Source organism: Streptococcus caballi DSM 19004, assembly GCF_000379985.1.
GTDB classification, from domain to species: domain Bacteria; phylum Bacillota; class Bacilli; order Lactobacillales; family Streptococcaceae; genus Streptococcus; species Streptococcus caballi.
Genome location: NZ_KB904096.1, coordinates 43,374 through 67,849, shown reverse-complemented (window position 1 = coordinate 67,849; position 24,476 = coordinate 43,374). Strand labels below are relative to the sequence as shown.

Genomic DNA, 24,476 nt, shown 5'->3' with positions numbered 1-24,476 from the left:
GATTATCTTTAATTTATAAGTTTTTACAGACAAATAGATATCATTTCCTACCAATTGCAAGCATTGGGTGTTCCTCCAATTCCTCCAGGGGGGCAAGAACGAACAGGACCACGACGTGGATACTTTCCATTTAATTGATCTACCACTTGTTGAGGGTTAACAGGATGCGCAGCATTACCTATAGCACTCAGTACATCTCCAATCCATTCCATACCTCCACCTTCAACAGTTGAAAGTTCTGCATCTGTCATTACATCAAATCGTTCAAAACATTTTGTATTCATAATGACTGCCTCCTTGTTAATTTATATTTTCGGAAACAAGTATAGTATAACCCTTTTTTTAAAAAATGAACGCCCAAGTCGTAAACGGTCATTTTGAGTTCCTAAACGGTAATTGAGTTACCATTCAAGAACTCAAAACGACCGTTTAGGACTAAACTATAAGAAAAGCTGATAGCTTAGGGAAAGCAACCAGCTTAGGTGACTATGTTTGTTATTTTTACTAGGACAATGAGAAAGATTTTAACATTTTTTCTTCTTAACATAAGCAATAGTATTATAAACAAGAAGCGGAACACCAATAATAATAATAATTTTCCGCCACACCTCTGTTGAATAGATGAGTACCCTCAAACCAAGAACAATTACCACTACTATAACTAAAACTCTTACCCACATATCAATTTGTGCGTAAAATTTTTTCATAGTAATCCTCTATTCTAATAGAATTTATTAACTAACTGAAGTGGAACAAAATGTTAGATTTACAACAGTTCCACCAGCAGCTCCTTCTACTGAGGCACCTCAAATTGTTCAAATACTTTTGTACCCACATGAACTGCATTAGCATTCTTAGTTTTTACAACATACTAAGAATGCTAATGAAAGCATCAACTAGAATATAAGAAATTAGTAAAATGATAGAGAAGCGTCTAACTGTTTTTTTTTCATCATCTTTTAGTCTTATCACAAACATTAATAACTGGGTGGCAATAAATATTAGGACAAGGAATGTATATTTTATTAACATTACATGAATACCTCCGTAATAATTTATATTATCAGAAACAAGTATAGTATAACCCTTTTTAAGCTACTGACGAATAAACGCCATGCTCAAAACAGAACCCCAATAGTATTTCCAACGAGCTTTTTCTAGATATTTCTGTAAGACCACTAACTCATCATTACGATTAGATTTGCAATGTAAAATCTCATCGCAAACCAAAGGATACAATTTATAAGCCAAATACGCTATTCGATCACCTTTTTCGAGCCTCAATACACTATCTAATAGAGCTTGGCGAAGTTCTTCGCTAATCAGCAGAGTAGAATTATTGTAAACCAACTCGATTTGATGATAAAACTCTTTACGTTTCCTTGCTCCTCGCTTAAAAAACATTATGGGCGTCTCCCCCAGCTAGTCGCATAACCATAAGCACCAGCAAGAGACGATACCCAACCGTTTGCGATTACATCTGTTGTCGCTTGAAAGACACCTTTAGTAACAACATAGCCCCATTCACCGTTGCTATATCGACATGAGTACCCGTTTGCTGCGTAATAAACAGGCTTACAATATCCCATACCTCCACCTTCAACAGTTGAAAGTTCTGCATCTGTCATTACATCAAATTGTTCGAATGTTTGTGTATTCATAATGAATACCTCCTTTATTTTTTCTTATTCTTTAGAAACAAAAGTTTAAAAATATCATCTGATAAACTTATGGCTGCATACATGCTTAATGCGTAAAATTGCCATGTTTTATCTTGTTCCCATAGTAAAGCAATGATGCTATAAACTAAGACTAGAAGTAAGAATTCCAAAATCCATCTTTTCATACTGTTATGTTCAACGGCAGGTTGCACCGTAAGCGACTCCTACTTTAATTCCATATCCTACCGCCTTCAAAGCAGCCCCTTGCCATGAATATGTTGTTACTGCTCCTTTTATTGCACCACCAACAGCTCCTACAGCTACTGTAGCAGCTGCACCTTTCCAATTACATCCGCCACCTTCAACGGCTGAAAGTTCTGCATCTGTCATTACATCAAATTGTTCGAATGTTTGTGTATTCATAATGAATACCTCCTTTATTTTTTCTATTTCCGGAAACAAGTATAGTATAACCCTTTTTTAAAAAATGAACGCCCAAGTCGTAAAAGGGCATTTTGAGTTCCTAAACGGTAACATTTGATTAATACAAAAGCTGATAGGACCTACCAGCTTGACGATAAATATTTTATCTAATAGCCATATCTAATATTTGATAAACTTCTTAACCTCTTTAATTGCTTTGATTGTGCATCAGATAGTTGAAGTTTATTTTCTACCAGAATGTTAGATAACTCTACATTCATCCTACTTAAAACTAATGGCGTAGAGGTCCCACTTGACTCTAATTCCTTACGATAAAAAAGAAAAAATTTTTTAAGTGGGATATATTTTGAATCCTCACTTAAAGATACTAATAATTCGTCAATAATAACTACCGCTTCATTTTTTCTTTCTTTTCCACCTGAGAACCACTTTAAATCTACCATTAAGCTATTCCTCCAGAATGCCAGCCTGCATTTCCCCCTGTTAATGAGTTCATTGCTGAATTGTTTGCTATAATATTAATAGTCTCTGCCCAATTTACCCAGCATCCTTTCTTATTATTACAGTACAAACCATTACCATAATAAATTGTCTTACCACCTTCAACAGTTGAAAGTTTTGCATCTGTCATTACATCAAATTGTTCAAAACATTTTGTATTCATTTGAATACCTCCTTGTTAATTTATATTTCCGGAAACAAGTATAGTATAACCCTTTTTTAGAAAAATGAACGCCCAAGTCGTAAAAGGGCATTTTGAGTTCCTAAACGGTAACATTTGATTAATACAAAAGCTGATAGGCATCTATCAGCTTGATATTTTAAAACATAAAGCCGCTTACTGCTAATCCACGACCGAAGTTTTTCTTCAATTGACCATATGATGAAATATTTTTATAAAATTCTCTCACACCTATGCTCATTGTTGTTTTCTCAGAAATGTTTTTTACGCTAATTTCCCGTAAACTTTCTGCTAGCTTCATTAAATTTCTTTCAAATTCTTTCCCAGCTTCAATCTCATTTTTAAAATTGATAAGAGCTTCGCGCTCATTTTCCTTAGTTTCGACATTTAAAATAAGATTATAAACTTGGTCCATAATGTGTTCTTTAGTTATTTGAGCCATAAAAAACTCCTCTATGGTTTTCCAAAATATCCCCCAGCAAGAGACGATACCCAACCGTTTGCGATTACATCTGTTGTTGCTTGAAAGACACCTTTAGTAACAACATAGCCCCATTCACCGTTGCTATATCAACATGAGTACCCGTTTGCTGCGTAATAAACAGGCTTACAATATCCCTTTCCGTCACCTTCAACATATCCTAAGTAAACGTTTATGTATGCCGTTTCTTCATAGGAACATTATTAGAAGCCATGATAAATCCTACGGTATAAAAAACAACTAGGGCATTCCACTCAAAGAAAATAGTAAGGATATTGTTTTTTTGAAAAACACCAACTACGATAACCGCTACAACAATAATAGGATAATAAATAGTTTTCCAAATAAATTGTTTAAAGTTAGTTAAGCTGGTTGCCAGAGAAATATCACTATGGTATTTCATGACACAACAGATATGAAGAATAGCTTCAACAGCTGTACTCAGCAACACAATTCCAATAATTTTAGGAATAGACAGCCCAATAAGATAACCTGGCCACTCAATAATTAACTGAGATAGTACCACTGCTGTCAATACTCGAATGTGATTAGTCATAATAGTTCTTTCATAAATTATTTTTTAGAGTTGCAACCTTTACAGTTTTAGTATAATCCTTTTTTAGAAAAATGAACGCCCAAGTCATAAAATGACCATAAACAGTCGCAAGAGATACAGTTTGTATAAAAATAGCTAGCCCCAAAAGACTACCAGTTCAATTTTATCACTTTTCCTGAAACCCTTTAATGCTCACACGGTTTGAGCAGATGATAATAATAATACCAATGATTTAAGATGTTTTGAGGTCATCAATAACTCCCTTTCTTTTTGAAAAAGGCTGATCGCTAGGGGAGCTATCAGCCGAAATTAGTTTTACTTATTAAATATGGCATATGCCAATTCCGATAAGATTTGTAATAGAAAAAATATGATAGCAATCCTTACATATTGTTTAAAAAATTTGTTGCTCTTCCAATAGGAAATAATATACATAATTGGTGTCAACAAAATGTAAGGAAATAATATTCTTATAACATTACTTAAAAAGCCCATCTGATACTTCCTGTAAACCAGAGACTAGACAGCCCACTCCAGCTGAAATTGCTCCTCCTGCAGCGCCTATTAAAGCACCCGCAACACAATATCCAGCAGCTACACCCCAGTTCACTCCTCCTCCGTTAATACAAGCAAGATCATTTATGGTCAACTCTTTATAATCTTCCATTCTACTTTCCTCCAACATAACTTGTAATACATCTTACACTACCACCAATTTGTCCAAGAGCAACTCCGAGAGCAATTCCTGCAACACCACCAGCTACACCTGCAGCACCACCACCAACCATTCCTAATCCAATGTCAGTTAAACATGCACCTGCACTATACCCACCTTCAACTGCTGAAAGTTCTGCATCTGTCATTACATCAAATTGTTCGAATGCTTTTGTATTCATCTGAATACCTCCTTGTTAATTTATATTTCCGGAAACAAGTATAGTATAACCCTTTTTTAGAAAAATGAACGCCCAAGTCGTAAAAGGTCATTTTGAGTTCCTAAACGGTAATTGAGTTACCATTCAAGAACTCAAAATGACCGTTTAGGACTTTGATAGTTCTAAACCTCTTTTTTATGGCATAATAAGTCTATCAAATGGTTAGAACCTACATTAACAATGGTCTATTTAGCATATCTATTGAAACTAGGTTCTTTAGAAGGAAATCTGTTATGAGGAGATACAAGTATGTTAGTCAGATTGATTTGCGAGATTGTGGTGTGGCAGCTTTGGCGTCAGTTGCCAAGCATTATGGATCTGATTTCTCACTGGCACACCTAAGGGAATTAGCTAAAACAACTAAGGAAGGGACGACAGCGTTAGGGATAGTCGAGGCAGCTAAAGCCATTGGCTTTGAAACACGCGCCATTCAAGCTAATATGGAACTGTTTGATATGGCCGATATTCCCTATCCTTTTATTGTTCATGTTAACAAAAAAGGCAAACTGCAGCACTATTATATCGTTTACAAAGCTAAGAAAAACCACCTTATCATCGGTGATCCAGACCCCAGTATCAAAGTGACCAAAATGCCTAAGGAGCGCTTTGAAAAGGAATGGACAGGTGTCGCCATTTTCTTAGCACCTGCTCCGCATTATCAACCACATAAAGATAAGAAAAATGGCTTAACAAGCTTTTTACCAATTATTTTCAAACAAAAGGCACTGCTAACTTATATCATTCTGGCAAGTTTGCTCGTGACCTTGATTAATATTGTTGGGTCTTACTATTTGCAAGGAATCTTAGACGATTATATTCCTAATCATTTGCAATCCACTCTTGGCATTGTCTCGGTTGGGTTGATTGTAACCTACATAATGCAACAAATCATGAGCTTTTCACAAAATTATTTACTTGTTGTGCTGAGCCAACGGTTAACAATTGACGTGATTTTGTCTTATATTCGTCATATTTTTGAATTGCCCATGTCCTTTTTTGCCACAAGGCGGACAGGTGAAGTTATCTCACGTTTCACCGATGCTAACTCGATTATTGATGCACTGGCATCAACGATTCTCTCTTTATTTTTAGATGTGAGTATTTTGTTTATTGTCGGAAGTGTCTTAATTCTGCAAAATGCCAATCTTTTTTTCATCACCTTAATAGCATTGCCTATCTATGCTATTATTATTTTGGCTTTTATGAAGCCTTTTGAGCGAATGAATCACGATGTCATGCAAGCCAATTCTATGGTTAGCTCTGCGATTATCGAAGATATCAATGGTATTGAAACGATTAAATCTTTGACTAGCGAGGAAGTCCGTTATCAAAATATTGACCGTGAATTTGTGGATTATTTGGATAAAAGTTTTACGCTTAGTAAGTATGAAGCTGTGCAAACGTCGTTAAAACAGGGAGCACAGCTGATTTTAAACGTCGTCATTCTCTGGTATGGTTCACATTTAGTCATGGCTGGGAACATTTCAGTAGGTCAATTGATTACTTACAATACGCTTCTGTCGTACTTTACAACACCAATGGAAAATATTATTAATCTGCAAACCAAACTACAATCTGCCAAAGTAGCTAACAATCGTCTCAACGAAGTTTACTTAGTGTCATCTGAATTTGATGGCAGACAACTCTTAAATGACAGCCATTTTCTACAAGGAGATATTGTCTTTGATAATGTTTCTTATAAATATGGTTTTGGTCGTGACACACTGAGTCATGTGAATTTACACATTAAGAAGGGTGAAAAAATTAGCCTAGTTGGTATCAGCGGTTCTGGTAAGACAACCTTAGCTAAAATGATTGTCAATTTTTACACACCTAACCATGGACAGATTACCCTGGGTGGCTACGATTTAAAAACCATTGATAAAAAAGCCATTCGCCAATACATTAATTATCTACCACAACAGTCTTACGTCTTTTCAGGGACGATTTTAGAAAATTTGACCTTGGGAGCACCTGCTAACATCACACAAGAAGATATTCTGAAAGCTTGTGACATCGCTGAAATCCGTGCTGATATTGAATCAATGCCAATGGCGTACCATACCGAACTCTCAGATGGTGCTGGGTTATCTGGTGGGCAAAAGCAACGTTTAGCTTTAGCACGCGCTTTACTGACACAAGCTCCCGTCTTAATTTTAGATGAAGCCACAAGTGGCCTTGATGTTCTAACGGAAAAACGTGTGATTAAAAATTTACTATCTCTCACAGACAAGACTATTATTTTTGTTGCCCACCGTTTGAGCATCGCTGAACAATCTGACCGTATTATTGTCCTAGATAAAGGACAGGTTATCGAAGAAGGGCATCATCAACAACTCATCCAAAATCAAGGTTTCTATGCACAGCTATTTCATGAATAAAAGGAGACCATATGAATCCTAAATTATTTCAATCTGCTGAATTTTATCATAGGCGTTACCATAATTTTGCGACTATCTTAGTCATTCCAATGACACTTTTGGTCTTTTTTCTCCTTGCCTTTTCTCTCGTCGGTAAAAAAGAAATTACCGTTACGACACTTGGTAGTATCAGACCAACAAAAGTCATCGCTGTTGTTCAATCAAGTAGCAATAACACCGTTTTAACCAATAATCTTAGTGAAAATAAGGCAGTCAAAAAGGGGGATCTACTCATCCAATACTCCGACAAACTGGAAGATAGTCAACTTAATGCCATTCAAGCACAAATCGAAAGAGATGAACGTCAACAAAAGGCACTCAATCAATTGAAAGAAAGTCTAAAGAAAGGACAAAACCTCTTTACAGGTGATGATGAATTTGGTTATTCAGCAACCGTTGAGCGTTTTTTTAATCAATCTCAAACAATTACTGCTCAAGTTTCTCAATCAAACCAATCAGTTGCTAAACAAGAAGCTGGTGTCAACCAAGCAAATGAAGCTATCGCAAGACAGATTGCTAACCTACAAACCCAAGTCAGTCAATATCAAGAAGTTAAAGAGGCTATTCAAACTGATAAAACAAACGTATCTGGCAACAATCCATATGCAACTACTCTTAATAGCTATCTTAGCCAGATTCAAACAAGTAATACACAAAGCAGTTCAACTGACAACAATTCTGCTAGCAAAGAAAGCCTTAAAAATCAATTTTTAACAGACCTACAAGGGCAGATTGATAGCATTAATGCCTCTATCTCTAGTTTACAGACACAAGCTGCTTCCAATTATTCAACGGGAAGTTATGACACTAGTGCCACTAGTCAAATTGAAAGCTTGCGTCAGCAGGAATTGACACAGGCTGAAACACAACTCACGCAAATTACTCAAGAAAAAGAAAATTTGCAAGCGCAGCTTGACCAGACAAATCTCTCTAAAGCTGACACCATTTTAAAAGCTAGTCAAAGTGGCATTTTACATGTTTCTGATGAATTTGAAGGGCAAACGCTCTTGCCGCAAGGCAGTCAGATTGCAGAGATTTACCCAGATATTGCCAAAACACAGCAAGTCGCTATCCGCTATTACGTTGACTCCACTCATGTTAGTCAATTGAAAAAAGGACAGCCTGTTCGCCTAACCCTTGAAAAAATTAGCAATCACGCCATTGTTATCACTGGCAAAATCACTAAAATTGCAAGTTCTGCCACACAAACCAAAGAAGGAAATGTCTTTGAGGTGACAGCACTAGCCACTGTTGATAAACAAGATAGCTCCAAACTAAAATATGGTTTACAAGGCAAAACAATTAGTACCATCGGCAAAAAAACTTTCTTTAATTATTACAAAGACAAGCTATTAAAAGATTTTTAAACCCCAACCACAATAAATGGCTGGGGTCTCTTCATTATAATCCGACTTCTTTTAAGGCATCCGCCAATCTTGCAAAATCGGCAATAGATAAAGCTTCTCCACGAATGGACGGCTTGATACCCGCTGCTTCCAGAGCCTTTTCTAACTTGGTCTTGACCTCTTCTGACTTCCCAAAATGACTGGTTAGGTTGTTCCAAAGGGTTTTGCGGCGATGAACAAAGCTGATTTTTGAAACACGGAAGAAGAAATCTTCGTCTTTGACTTGAACGAGCGGTTGTTCACGGCGGGTCATCTTGAGGATAGCGCTATCCACATTTGGTGCTGGTACAAAGACTGTACGCGGTACAACAAAAGCAACTTTAGCGGTCATATAATATTGCACCGCAATTGATAACGAGCCGTAAGCTTTGGTGTTTGGCTCTGCCGAAATACGATCTGCCACTTCTTTTTGCATCATCACGACAAATTCCGCAAATGGGATTTTTGATTCAATCAAGTGCATGAGGATAGGCGTCGTGATATAGTAAGGCAGGTTAGCCACCACTTTGATGGGCAAATCAGGATTTTTAAACTGCTTAATGCGCGTTTGCAAGTCTGATTTTAAAATGTCTTCGTTCACAACCTTAACATTATCAAAATCACGCAGCGTATCTGCCAAAATCGGAATGAGTCGATCGTCAATTTCAAATGCCATGACTTCAGCTGCATTTTCCGCTAAAAACTCGGTCAAAGCACCGATACCAGGCCCAATTTCAATGACATTGACATTCTTATCAATCTCTGCCGTGTCCACAATCTTCTGCAAAATATTGGTATCGGTCAAAAAGTTCTGACCGAACGATTTCTTAAAGGTAAACCCGTGACGCTCAAGGATGGCGCGGGTAACAGTTTTGTCTGCGATTCTCATTTATTAGCAACAGCCCTCAATGAGCTGTTTTCCCTTTCTTCATGATGATTCTCTCATATTGTAACATAAAAAGGATAGGCTAGCACTAACTTATCCTTGGGAGAGCTTAATTGACTCCATTCTTACTTGTTACATCAGACAAAGTTTACTCGTCACACTCAACTTCCGCATAGTCGCTCGGATTCCTAATTTCTTTTCTAAAAAATTGGTATTGAGGCGTTTTTTCTTGGCTTCCCGCGGTAAATACAGATAAAGACACTGGCTACCGATATAAAGTGCTTCATCGCCAAAGTCAGTTTGAGCTAAATTTTTCAAAATACCAGTGTCCAACTTGTCGTTGGTAAAGACTAGATGAACTCTGGAGGCGTCATAGCTATTACCAAATGGATTTTCCTGCACAGCCTCTGCCAGCTGCTCAGGCATTTTAATAATGACAGACAAATCCGCACCAATGTTTTCTAAAATGGTATAGTGCACAAGTCCTCGGACAGTTTCATCAGATAAATTTGTCTCAAAGACAATATTGCCGCTCTGGATATAGGTTTGAACATTCTCAAAACCAACCTCTATCAAAATTTCCCTAAGATAAGCCATCTTTGGGATACGATTTGGACCAGTCGGCGTCACTCCTCTGAGCAAAATAATTTTTTTCATCAGCTAATCCCCCAGCCTAATTTGTAACAATAAACGTCACAGATACATCCTAACACGTTTTTGATATGCTTGATAGGCGGCACCAAATTTTATGAAACACTCCCTTTCCTCCGCCAGTATGATAAAGTGAGCTGACAGTTGAAAAATAGCTAGGAAAATGAGCAGTACTAGCAACCGAGTAAGCATCGCCATGCCTAAAAAGAAAACAAAATAAGCAAGATACATTGGGTGACGAGACAGCGCAAAAAGCCCTTGGGTATTCAATCCTTTTTCATCAGGCTTGGCAAAATCCTTCATGACCAAAATAAGAAGCAGGCTACCTAAAAAATAGACTCCTAACCCTAAATAGAAAAAAGGAGATAAAGAAAGACTGACTTTCAGAAAGAAAGGGACAACCAGGAGCATAAGAGTTGATAATTGATAAAGATAATAGGCTAGCATCTCTTTCCCTTGCATTGGAGCAAAATGGGCTGCCCGCCCCGTTGCTTTCCTATCCAAGAGTGAGAGAAAAATAAATCGGACAAACAGGAAAGGAACTAGCAGGTAAAAAGCTGGCATAGGATTTCCTCCTTAATTACTCTATGGCTCCTTTTGAATTCACAAGCAAATCAACCACATCTGTAGCTTGGGCATCAACTGTTATTATATTACTTTGTTCCCAGTCAATTTTACAATGAACATCGTATCATCCCTCTGAGTAAAATAAATTTTTCATTCACCTAACGTGATTTTTGAGACAAGGTAGCTCACCAAGCATAGCCTTCTAAATACGCACAGCTATTGATATTATCTACAAAAAGCTTCTTTAGCATCTTCACAAGACAAGTCTCATATAGTCACGAGCACCTTTCATAAGCTTAATCAGCAAGCTATCATCAGTCACTTAAGAGAAGAAGAATGATTATTTTTTACCAAATCGAACCATAGGCTGATTGTCTTCATGCTGGCCAATCAGCTTTTCCATCCAAATCATATCATACCAGCGATTAAACTTGTAGCCGCACTTATGGAAACGTCCCACTGTCTCATAGCCCAGATGCTGATGAAAGTTAGCACTATTTTGCGTCAAATACTGGTCCTCAAGCTCTGGATAGCCGATGCAGGTGTAAAGATTGAGCATGCCCATCGTCTTAAGCTCCGCTTCTAAGGCATCATAGAGTTTTCTGCCAAGACCAAGACCCTTTGCGTCCTTGTCCAGATAAATGGTCACCTCGCAAGCCCAATTATAGGCTGCTCTATCCTTGAAAACACCCGCATAAGCATAGCCCAAAACGCGCCCGCTACGCTCAATAACCAGATAAGGATAAGACTTGGAAATTGTAGAAATTCTGTTCTGAAATTCCGCCAAAGTCGGCACCTCATATTCAAAGGTAATAGCGGTGCACTCAACATAATAAGCATAAATCTCCAGCAGACGCGCAGCATCAGCTAGGGTTGCGGGTCTGATTGTGGTTTCTGACATAGGGCTCTCCTTAAGAATAATGTTCCATGACTTCTTCAACATCCGCCAAGGTCACGCCAAAGAGTTCTAAACGTTTCAATAGCTGTTTGCCATTGCTGTAACCTATACGAAGCTTCTCGCCCAGGTACTCGCGGCGTTTGCGGCTGTCTGATCCCATGAGGAGACCAAGTCGCATGAGGTCTGATTTGGTGATGTCAAAGTGGTTGTCGTCATCATAGCTGCCCAAAACACTGGACAGGGCCTTTTGCAAGTCGGCAAAGCTGGCATGCTCAACGCCCAGAGAACGACCTTTAGTCTTAGACTTGGGTACTGCCTCACCACGATTGAGAAAGGCATGCTTGGCAGTGGGTACTGTCTGCATAATCTTCTTGCGGATGCGTTCACCGTTGTAGTCTGGATCAGTAAAGACGATAACACCGCGAAGCTCATTGAGCTTGTCAATACGTTCTAAATCCTCGTCAGTAATGGCAGAACCTCTAGTTTCATAAGTGTCCACCTCATAGAAACGACGGAGATTGGCGGTGTCGTCCTTGCCTTCGACGATGAGGACTTCTTGTATTTTAATTTTTTCTATCATAAATTCTTTTTCTTGACAGCTTGCTTGAGGTAGCACGGACGCAAGCAAACCTTCGGTTTCATTGCTAAACTTCAAGCCTAAGGTCTTGAAGTTTTCATCGTCCTCTAACAAACAGTTGTTAGAGGACTTTTGCTAGGGCGGCAGCTGTCCTATCGAGCGACCTTCGGTCGCCAGTACTCTGTTAAACAGTTTTCACCACAGTATCCTTGTTTTCTCAAGAACTCGCTTTACTCTAATCTTTCAATCCAAATACCCGCATGGCATTGTCGTAGGTTGCTGCTGCAACTTCCTCCACAGTCAGTCCGCGGAGTTCTGCAATTTTGTCCACGACATAGCGCGTGTAAGCGGTGCGGTTTTCACGGCCGCGCTTGGGTACTGGGGCTAAGTAAGGCGCATCAGTTTCAACGAGGATTTTATCCAGTGGCAAATGCTGCGCTGCTTCTTGGACATCCAGAGCCTTCTTAAAAGTGACCACACCGGAAAATGAAATGGTCATGCCCAAATCGACAAAGCGCTCGGCCATTTCCAAAGAGCCTGAATAAGAATGCATGATACCGCCACATGGGCCAACACCAGCCTCCTTAATGACTTGGTAAGTGTCTTCGAGGGCGTCACGGGTGTGAACAACAAAAGGCAGATTGTGATCTTTGGACAACTGAATCTGGCGCTTGAAAACCTCAATTTGTACCTCTTTGGGGTCTTCCATCCAGTGGTAATCTAGGCCAATCTCGCCCAGAGCAATCACTTTTGGGGCATGCAGATGGCTGACAATCATGTCCTCTACTTCCTGTGTGTAAGAACCAGCCTCGGTCGGATGCCAGCCAATAGTCGAATAAAGTTCAGGAAAGGCCGCTGATAGCCCCAAGCTACGTTTGATGGTTGGTTCATCAAAGCCAACAATGTTCATCTTAGTTACACCGAGTTCACGCGCAAAATCAATTTCTTCTTGTTCTTTTCCAGTAAAATTATCCACGTTGAGATGGGTATGCGTATCAAAAATTTTCATGATTTTATTATAACATAAACGAAAAAGGAACAACTGTCGGGTTATTCCTTAACAACATTTTTATCCCATTTGACTGTGTGGTGGGTGTCACGGTATTTTTTTGGTGTGATGCCGACATGTTCTCTGAATTGTTGGATAAAGTGGCTTTGCGATGAGAAAGACAGGTGATTGGCAATGTCAATCATGGAGAAATCGCTAAATTTCAGCAGGTCTTTGGCGACTTCGATTTTCTTGTCTTTGACATAGGTGCTAACCGTTACACCGACTTCTTTTTTAAAAAGGCGAGAGAGATAACTAGCTGATACACCGAATTCCTGCGCCAGCTGTTCAACCGTAATACGATCCTTGATGTGACAGTAGATATAATCTTTACACTCAGCAATGTGCTTAGAAGTGATGTCTTTCTGAATCATGCGTCGCATGCGCTCAGTATAATCAATGACCATCTCATCATGTAAATTTTGTACTTCTTGTGTCGTGTGAAGATCATCCAGCTTTTGGATATAAAAATCACTCAAGCGGAAAGCCTGCTCGTACTCCATACCATTTTGTCCACACATGCGGGTAATCATGGCTGTCGTGATAACAAAGTGGTACTTGAGATTGGTAATAGGATTACGCGATAAAGTACCAACTCCATCTTTTTCGGTAAAGCGCTCCTGCTCACAATTTTTTCGAACAACTTCAACATCACCAGTTGAGACTGCTTGATAAAAGTGAAACTCTTCAGTCAAAGGGCGATGAGCCGTATCATCCAAGCCATCACTGGTCGCAACAAGTCGCCATTCATCTTTATAATTCATGATAATCTCCTAGTTTTTTAACGTTATTGCCTTGTGAAAAGCCTTTCATTCTTCTATTCTACCATATTACCTTGAAATTTCAGAAAATTTTTTATCCATTGCTTTATCAAATTAAGTGTGCAACTTTCCTGTAAAGTGTCTCCCAGTTAAGACTTTTTCTTGTGCTATTATTCAGCTTATCTTCCCAGTTCTGAATCGCCTCCTCATCCACATCTACAAGGTCACTCCTTGTTGGAGATACTTCCCCAATAAGCCATTTGCATGTTTCATTTATTTCAACGTTCTAAACGTCCCACTATTTCCGCAAGTGATCATTGATTATCAAGAAAAAAGTGTTTGGCCATCTAGCTCAATTCGACGTCTATTTCCAGTTTCCTTGTTCACCCACAATGTGATTCGACAATACAAGAAGCTGCTTGAGAATTACATTTTCGTTTATTGGATGACGGTGTAAGTCTCAACTGATACTGGATGGGTTTTGGTTTGTAAAGTCGTTGTTTGAGAAAAATTTAACCCTTGTATGTGGTAAATAAAATTACTCTCTCTTTTTTCTATAGTAACATAAGGGCAACTTGTAAAATTTCCTCCCGTAAGATATTCGTTTAAGTTTATCTTACTAGGAAATCTTATGCGTTTTTTGTGCACTTATATTGTAAAATCAAGCTTTTAAATCAAGAAGCCTGAGACTTAGGTCTCAGACTTTTATTAGGAGGTTGCTTAGCGAATGGCTATCTCAGTTTCAGTGTCAAAGAAATGTCCTTTAACAACGTTAAATGTTAAGGCAATTTTTTCTCCTGGATTGTGGAAATCACGCGCATCAACACGTGAAGCAAATTCAGATTGTCCAGCCCTGACGTAAAGCATGGTTTCTGAGCCGAGCAATTCTGACACCACCACTTCTGATGTAATCGTTGCATCCGGATAAGTGTCGTGCACGATTTGGTCACTAGAAATATCTTCTGGACGAATACCGAAAATCACTTCCTTACCAAGGTAGCCTTTGTTTGCCAAAACCTTAGCTTGACCTTGTGGCAAGCCTAACGTAAAACCGTCTTTGCTGACCAAGCGGTCTTTTTCAACGGTCACAGTGAAGAAATTCATAGCAGGGCTTCCGATGAACCCTGCCACAAATTTATTAGCAGGGGTATTATAGAGCTCCTGAGGTGTACCGATTTGTTCGACACGTCCGATAGTTCCTGAACCGTCAGAGTTCTTGCTTGAACTCATAATGACAATGCGGTCAGCTAAGGTCATAGCTTCGGTTTGATCGTGGGTTACGTAGATAGTTGTTGCCCCGATGCGGTGGTGAATTTTAGCTATCTCAGCACGCATGGACACACGCAGTTTGGCGTCCAAGTTTGACAAGGGTTCGTCCATGAGGAAGACTTTGGCATCACGAACAATGGCACGCCCCATAGCAACACGCTGGCGTTGACCACCAGACAAATCAGCTGGTTTACGTTGCAAAAATTCGGTCAAGCTAAGGATTTCAGCAGCTTCTTTGACGCGTTTGTCAATATCAGCCTTGCTGTATTTGCGCAGCTTGAGACCGAAAGCCATGTTATCGTAAACCGTCATGTGTGGATACAAAGCGTAGTTTTGGAAGACCATGGCGATATCGCGGTCTTTTGGGGCCATGTCGTTGACAACAACATCATCAATTTTGAGTTCACCTTCGGTGATGTCTTCCAAACCCGCTACCATGCGCAGGGTTGTTGATTTTCCGCAGCCCGATGGGCCAACAAAAACGATGAATTCTTTATCCTTGATGTCGATGTTAAAATCTTCAACAGCATAATGAGTTGCGTTTGAGTATTTTTTGTAAATGTGATTTAGATTTAATTCAACCATGTTATCAATCTTTCTAAATAGTCTTTCTGATAGTGTTATCGGCCGAATTAAACCGACCGTCACTTAGATGGATGATCAAAAAGGATCATAACTTATCCAGTCATAGTAACCGTATAGAGGTGTTTTTCCATCGTAAGGTGCCAACCAATTGTCAACACCTATACCTGGCCAAGTATTCATCATGATTTTTCCTGGTGTACTTGGAATATTGTCATATGCCGTATAAACAGCTCTGCCATCCACCAGCCAGGTGATGTGGTCAGGTTGCCACTCAAAACCATAGGTATGAAAATCCGCTGTCGCATCAAAGCCTAAATCATAGAGCTTTTCATGATTTCCAACACCATCAGTAAAGTAATTGAACTGGACTTGTGTGGTATTTTTCCCGAGAAATTCAATGTCTATTTCATCCCACTTAGTGCCGTCGCTAGGACCAGTGTAGGTGAAGAAAGAACTGACGACACCTGTGTTTTTGATGGGTTTCATACGGACTTGGTAAAGTCCATATCCAAAATAGTCACGAGTTCTCCATTCGCCGCCTGTATAGCCGCCACGACCATCACTGTCAATTTTCAGTATCATGACATCATTGTGAAAGGCAACGTTGTCAGGTTTCCACTGGCAGTTAAACATCTCACCGTTTGAGCCGGTGCGCAGCTCCATATAGCTGGCGTCGTAATGTTCAAAGCCTGTGCCAAAATGTGTTGTTTTGATATTATGCATTGTTTGTGTGCTCACTTTTTGTGTAGTAATTGTGGTTAATGCCACAAGGGTAACAAGTAGTAACCATTTTTTCATCATGCGATCCACCTTTAAAAAAGCTGGGAGCGAAATGACTATCACACTCCCAAAGTCATTTAGAAATGTAATATTAGTCTTGTTTTTTCTTAAATGGCGTAAGCATGGTGCCGACTAGTGCCAGGAGAATGCCTAGGAGTGGTAGGGCTCGGTTTTCGCTGTTGCCTGTTCTTGGCAATGCGGCTACCGCTCCTTTTTCAACTGGAACTTCTACTACTGGGTCTTGACTTGTTGACGCTAGAGCAGCAGGGGCTTGCGCTACTGTTGCTACTGGAGTTGCTGCAGCAGGTTTAGCTGCTGTAATGGTAGGGACTTCTGCTGTAGCTGGCCTAGTAGTTTGAATTTGTGTTGGTTCAAGAGCTGGTTCCGTTGTGCTATTATCAGCAGTTATGACTTTCGATGCCTTGCTGTAGGTGAACCAATCGTAGCTTGCTACAAGTGGTGTGGTGCCGTCAAATGGTTCCAACCAATCGTCAACACCTGTACCTACCCAAGCATTCATCATAATTTTACCTGGAGTGACTGGGAGATTTTCCGTTGCAGAATAAACCTCTTTACCATCAACAAACCAAGTGATTTTATCTGGTTGCCAGTCAAAACCGTAAGAGTGGAAGTTAGCTGCAGCGTCAAAACCAAGGTCATAGATATATTCGTGACCACCGACACCGTCTGTGTAGTAGTTAAACTGTACTTTTGTCGTATCTTTACCAAGAAATTCAATATCAATTTCATCCCAGGGGTTGTTATCACTTGGTCCTGTGTAGGTGAAGAAGGAACTTACAGTACCAGGATTTTTGATTGGCTTCATGCTGACTTCATACTTTCCATAACCAAAGAATTCTTGCGTTCGCAATTCACCAGAGATGTAATCAACAGGTGCTTCGCCATCAGTTTCTTTATCAATAGTGAGTGTCATGATGCCATCTTCAACTTTAACTTGATCTGGTTTCCAAACAGCTCCAAATGGATTGCCGTTCCACCAATCAGCTTTTGCCATGGTAGCATCATCATAAGCATCAAACTTTGTCTGATAGGAACTTGGCAGAGCTGCTTCTTCTGCCGTGGGGACTTCTGCTGTTGTGGTTATTGCTGTATCCGTATTGGCTGTGCCAATTGCATCACTTTGTTCTGTGTCAGCTGTTGCCACGTCAGCTGATACTACTGGAGCTTCAGTTGCCGGTGTTCCTTGAGCGACTGGTGCTTCTTCTGTTACTGGCGTTTCAGCAACTGGTGGTTGAGATAGGCTCGCTGTAAGTTCAGTTTGTGAATCAGTATCCGGTACTATTGCTGTATCATCAGCTGCGACCGTGCTGAGTCCTACTTGTAAGCTAGCGAGAACTGTTGCGTAGCAAATACATTTTAAAACACTCTTTTTAGACATTCTAGTCCTCCATAAGATAAATTGGGATATTGAAAAAATGAAATAGGATGAAATTATTCTTTAACACCACCGAGGGTAATCCCTGCGATAATGTATTTTGATAAGAAGAGGTAAACAATAATGATTGGAACGATAGCTACAAGAATCATGGTGTAGATCTTACCCATGTCAAAGCTCATATAGTCTGCCCCACGAAGGGTTGCGATAAGAATGGGCACAGTCATTTTGTCTTTAGATTGAATAACCAAGGCTGGAATGAAGTAATTATTCCATGAACCAACAAAGGTGAAGATTGCTTGGACTGCGATAGCCGGTTTCATGATTGGCAAAACGATAGTGTTAAAGGTGCGAAATTCGCTAGACCCATCGATACGCGCAGCTTCTACCAAAGAAATAGGAAGTGATGACTGCATGTAACTGTACATGAAGTAGAAAACTGCTGGTGAGGCAATGGATGGGATAATGAGCGGCAAAAGTGTGTCATACATGCCCATATTGGTAATCAAGCGCAAGAACCCCATTGAAGTGACTTGTGTTGGCATAACCAAGATTGCCATGATAAAGGTAAAAGCGATTTTTTTGAGTCTGAAATCGTAAACGTAAAGGCCGTATGCGGTCAAGGCTGAGAAATAGGTACAGATAGCTGCAGTCAAGCTTGACACAATAAGGCTGTTGAGAATCCCTCGAAACATAGGGAAGCTACCGTCGTTGGCGACCTTTTCCAGGTTATCAAAGAGATAACTTCCTGGTAGAGCAGAGAAACCTTTTTGCAATTCAGCATGGGAGTGAGTCGCATTGATAATCAAGATGTAGAAGAAGAAGAGACACATAAAGGATAAAGTAATTAATACAAAATGTGCCACAATGGTGCGTAATAGGTTTTGTGCTTTTGTTGACATCATTTCACCTTTTTAGCCTTTCTTTGGAGATTTCGCTTAGTCGTTTTGAGCTCGTTGTTAGTCATTTTGTAAACAAACCAGCAAAGAATAGCACTCACGACAAAGAGGTAAACAGACAAGGAACCTGCCATACCGTAGTTTTTGCTCTTCAAGTGGTTGTTCAAGAACATGATAAGGGTTGTTGAGGTACGGTCTGGAGACCCTTGACCATTTGTCAAAATTTGTGGGACATCAAACATTTGAAGTCCACCAATAATTGACGTAATCAAGGTATAAGCAAGGATTGGACGAATCATTGGTAGTGTAATGTAGAAGAAGCGTTGGCGACTGTTACAACCATCAATTTCTGCTGCTTCAAAGATATCAGGGCTGATTCCCATGATAGCTGCCATGAGCATGATAGTAGTATTACCAAACCACATTAGGAAGTTCATAATTCCAATCAATGAACGTGTGCCAAAGGCTGTTCCCATAAAATCAATTGGCGCTTTAATCCAGCCTAGAGATTCTAGGATGGAGTTGATAGGACCATTAGTTGAGAAAAGGGTAAAAAACAACATGGCAAAGGCTGATGCCATAATCAAGTTTGGCAGATAAATGACAACCTTGAAGAATTGTTTGCCACGGATTTTAAGTCGAGCATCTACAAACCAGTTTGCAAGAAGCAGAGCAATCACAATCTGTGGAATGAAGCCAATCAACCAGAGAATCATGGTATTTCCCGCATACCTGAGCATGTCTGAATGCAACAGGCTAACATAGTTGTCCAGCCCGATAAAACGCGGACCGATTTCTCTGATCCCTGACCGATAATACTCGTAAAAACTGTATCGAATCGTATCAACGAGTGGGATGAAAGAGAAAATAAAGAAACTCAGAAAGAATGGAAGAATGAAGATGTAGCCCCATTTTCCATAATTGATACGCTTACGTTTTTGTTTCATCTCATTACTCCTCTAATTAGGGGCTCTTTATTTTTTGTTACTTTTCTAGAGTGATACGAATGCTAGCAACTTGCTTTGCAATAGTAAAACAATAAAGAGCATGAGATACTCCGAAAAATGTGTTTTTCGTTTTTCTCTTAAGATGAGGCTGGGACGTTTTGTCCTAGCCTCTTAGTGATTATTTAGGCCATTTAACGTCTGTAATTTCTGGATAACGTTCTTTGATGGCTGTTTCAAAGTTTGTTTTAGCTTTATCGAAGCTTACTTTACCTTGGAGGTAGTCGTTGAATGAGTTTTGGAACAATTCAACACAACCTTGGTCATAAGCTGACAATGGTGCAATCTTAATATTTTCTGCAACTGGTGCATAATATTCGAAGGCGTTTTGTCCACCAAGGAAGTCTGATTTAAAGCTGTCATCCTTAGCGGCTTCTTTCATACCAGACTTAGTATTAGTAAAGTCTTGGTAATCTTTTGAAATCTTTAAGAGGTTATCCTTCTCAGCTGTCAAAGCTAGAATAATATCTTTAACATGTTTTGGATTATCAGTTCCTTCTGCACCGTGGATGTAAGAACCACCCCAGTTATATTCTTGTGGTGGAGTGGTTACAGCCCATTGTCCATCCGCACCATCCCAGTTTGGTTTCAGTGTGAAGTCGACACCCCAAGCAGGGAAGAGGAAGGCAAAGACTTTAGAATCAGAACCCATGGTCTTGTTCCAGTCATCTGTCCATTGACCTTTAACAGTCTTATTGAAGTAACCAGCGTCAAGCCATTCTTTAGAATCTTTAACCCAGTTCATGACTTCTGGTCCAACATTAACAGTTGTTTCACCATCTTTAACCCAAGGTATTTCAATGTTGTTACCGTAGAGGCGGAAGGTATCAGCGTAAGATGCGAAGCCGTAATAACCTTTATCTTTCAAGACTTTAGCGGTTTCTTTCATCTTGTCCCAACTGTTAACTTTCGCACCTATTTCTTTAGGATCGTCTGTTCCGAAGACTTCTTTAGCGATGTCACGGCGATAAACAAGGACACCTGGACAGGTCTGCCAAGTAGAACCACGTTGAACGCCATCTTCGTCTGATGCAGTCACTTTTGTGAATTTGTATTGGTCTGCTAAGTCTTTATCTGGATTGATGCCAAGATCTTTCAAAGGCATTGCTGCGCCAGCTTCTTTAGAGGAATATTTGTTAACGTAGTCTGTTTCTGACAAGAATATATCAACTTTGTCGTCAGCTGATGCTGAGTCTTGTTTAAGCAGAGCCTCGTCCAATTTTTGTTGATAAACACCGTCTTGGTTAGGGTTGACAATCCAGTGGATTTCAGTACCATCTTTTAGTTTTGTCACAGTACCATCTTTAGAAGTTGATTTAACTTCTGGATAAACCGCTTCAACGCGTTGGCGGAATTCATCATTCCAAGAATAGACGTTGATGATCTTGCCTTCCTTGGCTGCGGCTGTTTTTGAACTTGAACCTGACTTGTTAGAGCATGCCACCATGGTTCCTGCTGCAAGAGCAATTGCTATAAAAGCGCTTACTTTTTTGTTCATCATTTTCTCCTTTTTGAGGTCGCCCTCGTGTTTTTGTAACTGTATTATAGCTTGCTTGACTCAATCGTTATATTATAAATTTTAAAAAAATACCAGATTTATGACCTGAGTTGAAAAACTTTTTATTTTTGATATTTTTGTTTTTTTCTCGCTTTAAATGGTAGAAAAAATAAGTTAGGTTCAGCTATAACGGCGTCATTAAGGTCTTTTTAGTCATTTTCTGATAGGACTTATTTCACTTTAAAATAAGCGAGACTAACTAAATTATTGATATATTTCCTTTTAATGTCATATTTATGATATTTTTTTGATTTTTTTGATTTTCTGGAACAAGCGCTTTCTTTAAAATAAAAACATACGAAAATCGAAGAAAAAGGAGTTTCCAATGAAACCTATCACTTTTCTTAATGACAAGGGAGACTTTTCTCTTGCCCAAGCTGAAAATATTAGTTCCCTATACTTCCCGCTAGCATCTGAAACGGGGCTAAAAAGTGCTATTACACCAAATTTAGGAGGCGATAGCAAGATTGATCAGGAACACTTCCTGCTAGAACCTGTAAGTGTCGACAATCTGCACAACAACCGCTCCACGCGCAACTTCTGGCTGCGTAACCAAGAGGGCGTGGTCGAGTCACTGAGCGGTGCCTCTGCCCAACAAGAAGCGCAAAAATTCACCGCTGACCAAGAAAAAAGCACGGTGACCGCAGGTTTCATGTGGCAAACTGTGAGTCGTGAACTCACAACCCTCAAGTTGGACACTAAAGTGACTGTGTTCATCCCACACGATGATAATGTGGAAATCATGACCGTTACTGTAACTAACGCAGCTGATATAGCACAGGACATCACCGCCTACGCTGCTATTCCAATTTTTGGGCGCAGTGCTGATAACATCCGTGACCACCGTAATGTAACGTCTATGCTGCACCGCATCAAGACTACTGACACTGGTATTCAAGTGAAGCCGACCATGTCCTTTGACGAACGTGGTCACCAGCTCAATCATGAGATTTATTATATCGCTGGTTTTGATGATGCTGGTAAGACTCCACAGGCTTTTTATCCAACAGTGGAAAGTTTTATTGGTGAGGGTGGCAGCTTTATCCATCCGCGAGCTATTTATGCAGCTAGCACTGGTGTGGCAGCTGACTATCACATTGAAGGGCGCGAAGCTATGGGTGCTTTTCGCTTTGAGACCTTCAACCTAGAACCCGGGCAAAGCAAACAGTTTGTAGTGCTGCTGGGCATTGATACTAAAGAAGAAAATATCACGGCAACCATTAACAAGTATCGTGACCCTGACACAGTTGACCACATTCTGCAAGAAACCAAAGATTACTGGCAAGACAAGGTAACGGTGAATTTCAAGACAGGTAATAGTGATTTTGATCATTACATGCGCTGGGTCTGCTTCCAACCATTTTTACGTCGTATCTTTGGTTGTTCTTTCCTTCCTCATCATGACTACGGTCGTGGCGGTCGTGGCTGGCGTGACCTCTGGCAAGATTGCCTCTCACTACTACTCATGGATCCTACCCAAGTCGGTCACATGATTGAAAATAACTTCAAGGGCGTGCGCTTGGATGGGACTAATGCCACCATCATTGGTGAGGGCGATGGCAATTTCCTAGCCGACCGCAACGGTATCAGTCGCGTTTGGATGGATCACGCGCTCTGGCCTCTCATCACGACTAAGCTTTACATTGATCAGACGGGTGACATTGACATTCTGACCCGCCAAGTTTCCTACTTTAAAGATTCTCACGTCAAGCGTGGCACTGCTCTTGATAGTGATTGGGACGAGACTTATGGTAATGAGCAGCGAACTGCAACTGACAACGTTTATACAGGTAGCATTCTTGAGCACTTACTGATTCAACACTTGACAGGCTTCTATGAAGTCGGTGACCACAACATTTATCGCTTGCGCGGTGCTGACTGGAATGATGCTCTGGATATGGCTGACGAAAACGGTGAAAGTGTCGCCTTTACCGCCGCTTATTCTGGCAATCTGATGGAATTAGCCGCTCTGATTCGTTTACTTGAAAGCAAAACTAAAACTGATTCTGTTGAAATCTTAGAAGAAATTGGTCTACTGCTCAAAAAAGATTCAGCCATTTACGACAACATTGGTCGCAAGCATCACATTCTTGATGCCTACACTAACCAGCTCGTTCACAATACCAATGGTCGCAAGGTCAAAATTAGTTTATCTGAACTGGCTCTCAACCTCATTCAAAAAGCGACTTGGCTGCGCCAGCATCTGCAACAAAAAGAATGGCTAGACCTCAATGATGATGAAGGTTGGTACAACAGCTACTACGACAATAGCGGTCACAGGACAGATGGTGCTTATAACGATCGTATTCACATGATGCTGACGGGGCAAGTCTTCCCAATTATGAATTTTGTGGCGACAGACGAGCAAATTCGCAAGATGACTAAGAGTGCTGACCATTACCTCTATCGTCCAGAAATTGGTGGCTACCGCCTCAATACAGATTTTCACGAGCTTAAAATGGATCTCGGTCGGATGTATGGTTTTGCCTATGGTGAAAAAGAAAACGGAGCTGTTTTCTCACATATGACAGTCATGTATGCTAATGCTCTTTACCGTCGTGGCTTTGCCAAAGAAGGTTGGAAGGCTCTCAAAACCTTGGCTGACACCTCTCTGAACTTTGAAACTAGTCGCATTTACCCAGGTATTCCTGAGTATTTCCGTGCTGATGGTCGTGGCGTCTACCACTATCTGACTGGCGCTGCCAGCTGGTACATGCTGACCATGGTGACTGAAGTTTTCGGTGTCCAAGGTAAGTTCGGTGACCTGATGCTTTATCCTAAGCTCCTTGCCGAACAATTTGATGACAATGGCAGAGCAACTATCACGACACAGTTTGCAAGCAAGACATTCCATATCACCTATGAAAATGCTGCCCACAAAGATTTTGGTAACTACATCATCGCAGAAGCCAACTGTGACGGACAAGCACTCGACATCACCGATGACGCCTACGCCTTCCTCACTAAAGACAAACTCAACCAACTCAATGACGATGACCACACCATCACCATTATTTTAAGATAAATTGTAAA

26 protein-coding genes and 1 pseudogene are annotated in these 24,476 nt (G+C 40.2%); 3 read left to right on the top strand and 24 right to left on the bottom strand.

Features of this window, described 5'->3' with window-relative positions; genetic code table 11:
• Positions 1-47 precede the first annotated feature (47 nt).
• The 11 genes and pseudogenes from A3GS_RS0108415 to A3GS_RS0108360 form a co-directional block, all read right to left on the bottom strand.
• Positions 48-284, bottom strand: a complete 237-nt coding sequence (locus A3GS_RS0108415; RefSeq protein WP_018364978.1) for a hypothetical protein — start codon at positions 282-284, stop codon at positions 48-50.
• Between the two features lie 811 nt (positions 285-1,095).
• Complete coding sequence (locus A3GS_RS0108405; RefSeq protein WP_018364976.1) at positions 1,096-1,404, bottom strand: bacteriocin immunity protein; 309 nt, start codon at positions 1,402-1,404, stop codon at positions 1,096-1,098.
• On the bottom strand, positions 1,404-1,661 hold the full coding sequence (locus A3GS_RS0108400) for a garvicin Q family class II bacteriocin (RefSeq protein ID WP_018364975.1): 258 nt from the start codon (positions 1,659-1,661) through the stop codon (positions 1,404-1,406). The genes A3GS_RS0108405 and A3GS_RS0108400 overlap by 1 nt, the downstream gene beginning before the upstream one ends.
• Positions 1,662-1,856: 195 nt before the next feature.
• Complete coding sequence (locus tag A3GS_RS0108390; protein WP_018364973.1) at positions 1,857-2,084, bottom strand: Blp family class II bacteriocin; 228 nt, start codon at positions 2,082-2,084, stop codon at positions 1,857-1,859.
• Positions 2,085-2,251: 167 nt separating this feature from the next.
• On the bottom strand, positions 2,252-2,548 hold the full coding sequence (locus A3GS_RS0108385) for a bacteriocin immunity protein (RefSeq protein WP_006531879.1): 297 nt from the start codon (positions 2,546-2,548) through the stop codon (positions 2,252-2,254).
• Positions 2,548-2,769 (bottom strand): leucocin A/sakacin P family class II bacteriocin, encoded by a 222-nt coding sequence (locus tag A3GS_RS0108380; RefSeq protein WP_018364972.1) that lies wholly within the window; start codon positions 2,767-2,769, stop codon positions 2,548-2,550. The genes A3GS_RS0108385 and A3GS_RS0108380 overlap by 1 nt, the downstream gene beginning before the upstream one ends.
• Before the next feature lie 157 nt (positions 2,770-2,926).
• Complete coding sequence (locus tag A3GS_RS0108375) at positions 2,927-3,229, bottom strand: bacteriocin immunity family protein (protein WP_015695689.1); 303 nt, start codon at positions 3,227-3,229, stop codon at positions 2,927-2,929.
• Between the two features lie 11 nt (positions 3,230-3,240).
• Positions 3,241-3,444, bottom strand: a pseudogene (locus A3GS_RS12430) (garvicin Q family class II bacteriocin).
• Entirely contained in the window at positions 3,441-3,824 is a 384-nt protein-coding gene (locus A3GS_RS0108370) for a hypothetical protein (RefSeq protein WP_018364971.1), read from the bottom strand. Before A3GS_RS0108370 ends, A3GS_RS12430 begins: the two are co-directional and overlap by 4 nt.
• Before the next feature lie 478 nt (positions 3,825-4,302).
• On the bottom strand, positions 4,303-4,491 hold the full coding sequence (locus A3GS_RS0108365) for a class IIb bacteriocin, lactobin A/cerein 7B family (RefSeq protein WP_018364970.1): 189 nt from the start codon (positions 4,489-4,491) through the stop codon (positions 4,303-4,305).
• A gap of 1 nt (position 4,492) precedes the next feature.
• A complete protein-coding gene (locus A3GS_RS0108360; RefSeq protein ID WP_018364969.1) occupies positions 4,493-4,720 on the bottom strand; it encodes a Blp family class II bacteriocin in 228 nt (75 codons plus the stop codon).
• 272 nt (positions 4,721-4,992) lie between these two features.
• Here A3GS_RS0108360 and A3GS_RS0108355 point away from each other — a divergent pair, with 272 nt between their 5' ends.
• Together A3GS_RS0108355 and A3GS_RS0108350 are read left to right on the top strand one after the other, a co-directional pair.
• The gene (locus A3GS_RS0108355) at positions 4,993-7,140 is read left to right on the top strand and encodes a peptide cleavage/export ABC transporter (RefSeq protein ID WP_018364968.1); all 2,148 of its coding nucleotides are present in this window, start codon (positions 4,993-4,995) and stop codon (positions 7,138-7,140) included.
• A gap of 11 nt (positions 7,141-7,151) precedes the next feature.
• The gene (locus tag A3GS_RS0108350; protein WP_018364967.1) at positions 7,152-8,546 is read left to right on the top strand and encodes a bacteriocin secretion accessory protein; all 1,395 of its coding nucleotides are present in this window, start codon (positions 7,152-7,154) and stop codon (positions 8,544-8,546) included.
• Positions 8,547-8,580: 34 nt separating this feature from the next.
• Here the strand turns inward: A3GS_RS0108350 and rsmA are convergent, their stop codons facing one another.
• The 13 genes from rsmA to A3GS_RS0108280 form a co-directional block, all read right to left on the bottom strand.
• Positions 8,581-9,453, bottom strand: coding sequence for a 16S rRNA (adenine(1518)-N(6)/adenine(1519)-N(6))-dimethyltransferase RsmA (rsmA, locus tag A3GS_RS0108345; RefSeq protein ID WP_018364966.1), 873 nt, complete (start codon positions 9,451-9,453; stop codon positions 8,581-8,583).
• A gap of 129 nt (positions 9,454-9,582) precedes the next feature.
• A complete protein-coding gene (locus A3GS_RS0108340) occupies positions 9,583-10,107 on the bottom strand; it encodes a DUF1697 domain-containing protein (protein ID WP_018364965.1) in 525 nt (174 codons plus the stop codon).
• Between the two features lie 36 nt (positions 10,108-10,143).
• Positions 10,144-10,665 (bottom strand): methyltransferase family protein, encoded by a 522-nt coding sequence (locus A3GS_RS0108335; protein ID WP_018364964.1) that lies wholly within the window; start codon positions 10,663-10,665, stop codon positions 10,144-10,146.
• A gap of 343 nt (positions 10,666-11,008) precedes the next feature.
• Positions 11,009-11,569 (bottom strand): GNAT family N-acetyltransferase, encoded by a 561-nt coding sequence (locus tag A3GS_RS0108330; protein ID WP_018364963.1) that lies wholly within the window; start codon positions 11,567-11,569, stop codon positions 11,009-11,011.
• 10 nt (positions 11,570-11,579) lie between these two features.
• Positions 11,580-12,146, bottom strand: a complete 567-nt coding sequence (gene rnmV, locus A3GS_RS0108325) for a ribonuclease M5 (RefSeq protein WP_026216334.1) — start codon at positions 12,144-12,146, stop codon at positions 11,580-11,582.
• Between the two features lie 232 nt (positions 12,147-12,378).
• Complete coding sequence (locus A3GS_RS0108320; RefSeq protein WP_026216333.1) at positions 12,379-13,155, bottom strand: TatD family hydrolase; 777 nt, start codon at positions 13,153-13,155, stop codon at positions 12,379-12,381.
• A 38-nt stretch (positions 13,156-13,193) separates the two neighbouring features.
• Positions 13,194-13,955: an AraC family transcriptional regulator gene (locus A3GS_RS0108315; protein ID WP_018364960.1), complete on the bottom strand. Its 762-nt coding sequence runs from the start codon at positions 13,953-13,955 to the stop codon at positions 13,194-13,196.
• Positions 13,956-14,672: 717 nt separating this feature from the next.
• On the bottom strand, positions 14,673-15,806 hold the full coding sequence (locus A3GS_RS0108305; protein ID WP_018364958.1) for an ABC transporter ATP-binding protein: 1,134 nt from the start codon (positions 15,804-15,806) through the stop codon (positions 14,673-14,675).
• A gap of 75 nt (positions 15,807-15,881) precedes the next feature.
• On the bottom strand, positions 15,882-16,607 hold the full coding sequence (gene bglS / locus A3GS_RS0108300) for a beta-glucanase (protein WP_018364957.1): 726 nt from the start codon (positions 16,605-16,607) through the stop codon (positions 15,882-15,884).
• Between the two features lie 70 nt (positions 16,608-16,677).
• Positions 16,678-17,985: a beta-glucanase gene (gene bglS, locus A3GS_RS13185; RefSeq protein WP_018364956.1), complete on the bottom strand. Its 1,308-nt coding sequence runs from the start codon at positions 17,983-17,985 to the stop codon at positions 16,678-16,680.
• Between the two features lie 53 nt (positions 17,986-18,038).
• Entirely contained in the window at positions 18,039-18,887 is an 849-nt protein-coding gene (locus tag A3GS_RS0108290) for a carbohydrate ABC transporter permease (RefSeq protein ID WP_240430904.1), read from the bottom strand.
• A complete protein-coding gene (locus A3GS_RS0108285) occupies positions 18,884-19,828 on the bottom strand; it encodes a carbohydrate ABC transporter permease (RefSeq protein WP_018364954.1) in 945 nt (314 codons plus the stop codon). The genes A3GS_RS0108290 and A3GS_RS0108285 overlap by 4 nt, the downstream gene beginning before the upstream one ends.
• Positions 19,829-20,006: 178 nt before the next feature.
• Positions 20,007-21,383 (bottom strand): ABC transporter substrate-binding protein, encoded by a 1,377-nt coding sequence (locus A3GS_RS0108280; protein WP_018364953.1) that lies wholly within the window; start codon positions 21,381-21,383, stop codon positions 20,007-20,009.
• A 385-nt stretch (positions 21,384-21,768) separates the two neighbouring features.
• Here A3GS_RS0108280 and A3GS_RS0108275 point away from each other — a divergent pair, with 385 nt between their 5' ends.
• Positions 21,769-24,468 carry a GH36-type glycosyl hydrolase domain-containing protein gene (locus A3GS_RS0108275; protein WP_018364952.1) on the top strand — a complete coding sequence of 900 codons (2,700 nt, stop codon included), beginning with the start codon at positions 21,769-21,771 and terminating at the stop codon, positions 24,466-24,468.
• Positions 24,469-24,476 lie beyond the last annotated feature (8 nt).

Excerpts from the sequence above, each read along its gene's own strand:
- A3GS_RS0108415 (WP_018364978.1), bottom strand. The coding sequence starts at position 284 with ATGAATACAAAATGTTTTGAACGATTTGATGTAATGACAGATGCAGAA.
- A3GS_RS0108405 (WP_018364976.1), bottom strand. The coding sequence starts at position 1,404 with ATGTTTTTTAAGCGAGGAGCAAGGAAACGTAAAGAGTTTTATCATCAA.
- A3GS_RS0108400 (WP_018364975.1), bottom strand. The coding sequence starts at position 1,661 with ATGAATACACAAACATTCGAACAATTTGATGTAATGACAGATGCAGAA.
- A3GS_RS0108390 (WP_018364973.1), bottom strand. The coding sequence starts at position 2,084 with ATGAATACACAAACATTCGAACAATTTGATGTAATGACAGATGCAGAA.
- A3GS_RS0108385 (WP_006531879.1), bottom strand. The coding sequence starts at position 2,548 with ATGGTAGATTTAAAGTGGTTCTCAGGTGGAAAAGAAAGAAAAAATGAA.
- A3GS_RS0108380 (WP_018364972.1), bottom strand. The coding sequence starts at position 2,769 with ATGAATACAAAATGTTTTGAACAATTTGATGTAATGACAGATGCAAAA.
- A3GS_RS0108375 (WP_015695689.1), bottom strand. The coding sequence starts at position 3,229 with ATGGCTCAAATAACTAAAGAACACATTATGGACCAAGTTTATAATCTT.
- A3GS_RS0108370 (WP_018364971.1), bottom strand. The coding sequence starts at position 3,824 with ATGACTAATCACATTCGAGTATTGACAGCAGTGGTACTATCTCAGTTA.
- A3GS_RS0108365 (WP_018364970.1), bottom strand. The coding sequence starts at position 4,491 with ATGGAAGATTATAAAGAGTTGACCATAAATGATCTTGCTTGTATTAAC.
- A3GS_RS0108360 (WP_018364969.1), bottom strand. The coding sequence starts at position 4,720 with ATGAATACAAAAGCATTCGAACAATTTGATGTAATGACAGATGCAGAA.
- A3GS_RS0108355 (WP_018364968.1), top strand. The coding sequence starts at position 4,993 with ATGAGGAGATACAAGTATGTTAGTCAGATTGATTTGCGAGATTGTGGT.
- A3GS_RS0108350 (WP_018364967.1), top strand. The coding sequence starts at position 7,152 with ATGAATCCTAAATTATTTCAATCTGCTGAATTTTATCATAGGCGTTAC.
- rsmA (WP_018364966.1), bottom strand. The coding sequence starts at position 9,453 with ATGAGAATCGCAGACAAAACTGTTACCCGCGCCATCCTTGAGCGTCAC.
- A3GS_RS0108340 (WP_018364965.1), bottom strand. The coding sequence starts at position 10,107 with ATGAAAAAAATTATTTTGCTCAGAGGAGTGACGCCGACTGGTCCAAAT.
- A3GS_RS0108335 (WP_018364964.1), bottom strand. The coding sequence starts at position 10,665 with ATGCCAGCTTTTTACCTGCTAGTTCCTTTCCTGTTTGTCCGATTTATT.
- A3GS_RS0108330 (WP_018364963.1), bottom strand. The coding sequence starts at position 11,569 with ATGTCAGAAACCACAATCAGACCCGCAACCCTAGCTGATGCTGCGCGT.
- rnmV (WP_026216334.1), bottom strand. The coding sequence starts at position 12,146 with ATGATAGAAAAAATTAAAATACAAGAAGTCCTCATCGTCGAAGGCAAG.
- A3GS_RS0108315 (WP_018364960.1), bottom strand. The coding sequence starts at position 13,955 with ATGAATTATAAAGATGAATGGCGACTTGTTGCGACCAGTGATGGCTTG.
- A3GS_RS0108305 (WP_018364958.1), bottom strand. The coding sequence starts at position 15,806 with ATGGTTGAATTAAATCTAAATCACATTTACAAAAAATACTCAAACGCA.
- bglS (WP_018364957.1), bottom strand. The coding sequence starts at position 16,607 with ATGATGAAAAAATGGTTACTACTTGTTACCCTTGTGGCATTAACCACA.
- bglS (WP_018364956.1), bottom strand. The coding sequence starts at position 17,985 with ATGTCTAAAAAGAGTGTTTTAAAATGTATTTGCTACGCAACAGTTCTC.
- A3GS_RS0108290 (WP_240430904.1), bottom strand. The coding sequence starts at position 18,887 with ATGATGTCAACAAAAGCACAAAACCTATTACGCACCATTGTGGCACAT.
- A3GS_RS0108285 (WP_018364954.1), bottom strand. The coding sequence starts at position 19,828 with ATGAAACAAAAACGTAAGCGTATCAATTATGGAAAATGGGGCTACATC.
- A3GS_RS0108280 (WP_018364953.1), bottom strand. The coding sequence starts at position 21,383 with ATGAACAAAAAAGTAAGCGCTTTTATAGCAATTGCTCTTGCAGCAGGA.
- A3GS_RS0108275 (WP_018364952.1), top strand. The coding sequence starts at position 21,769 with ATGAAACCTATCACTTTTCTTAATGACAAGGGAGACTTTTCTCTTGCC.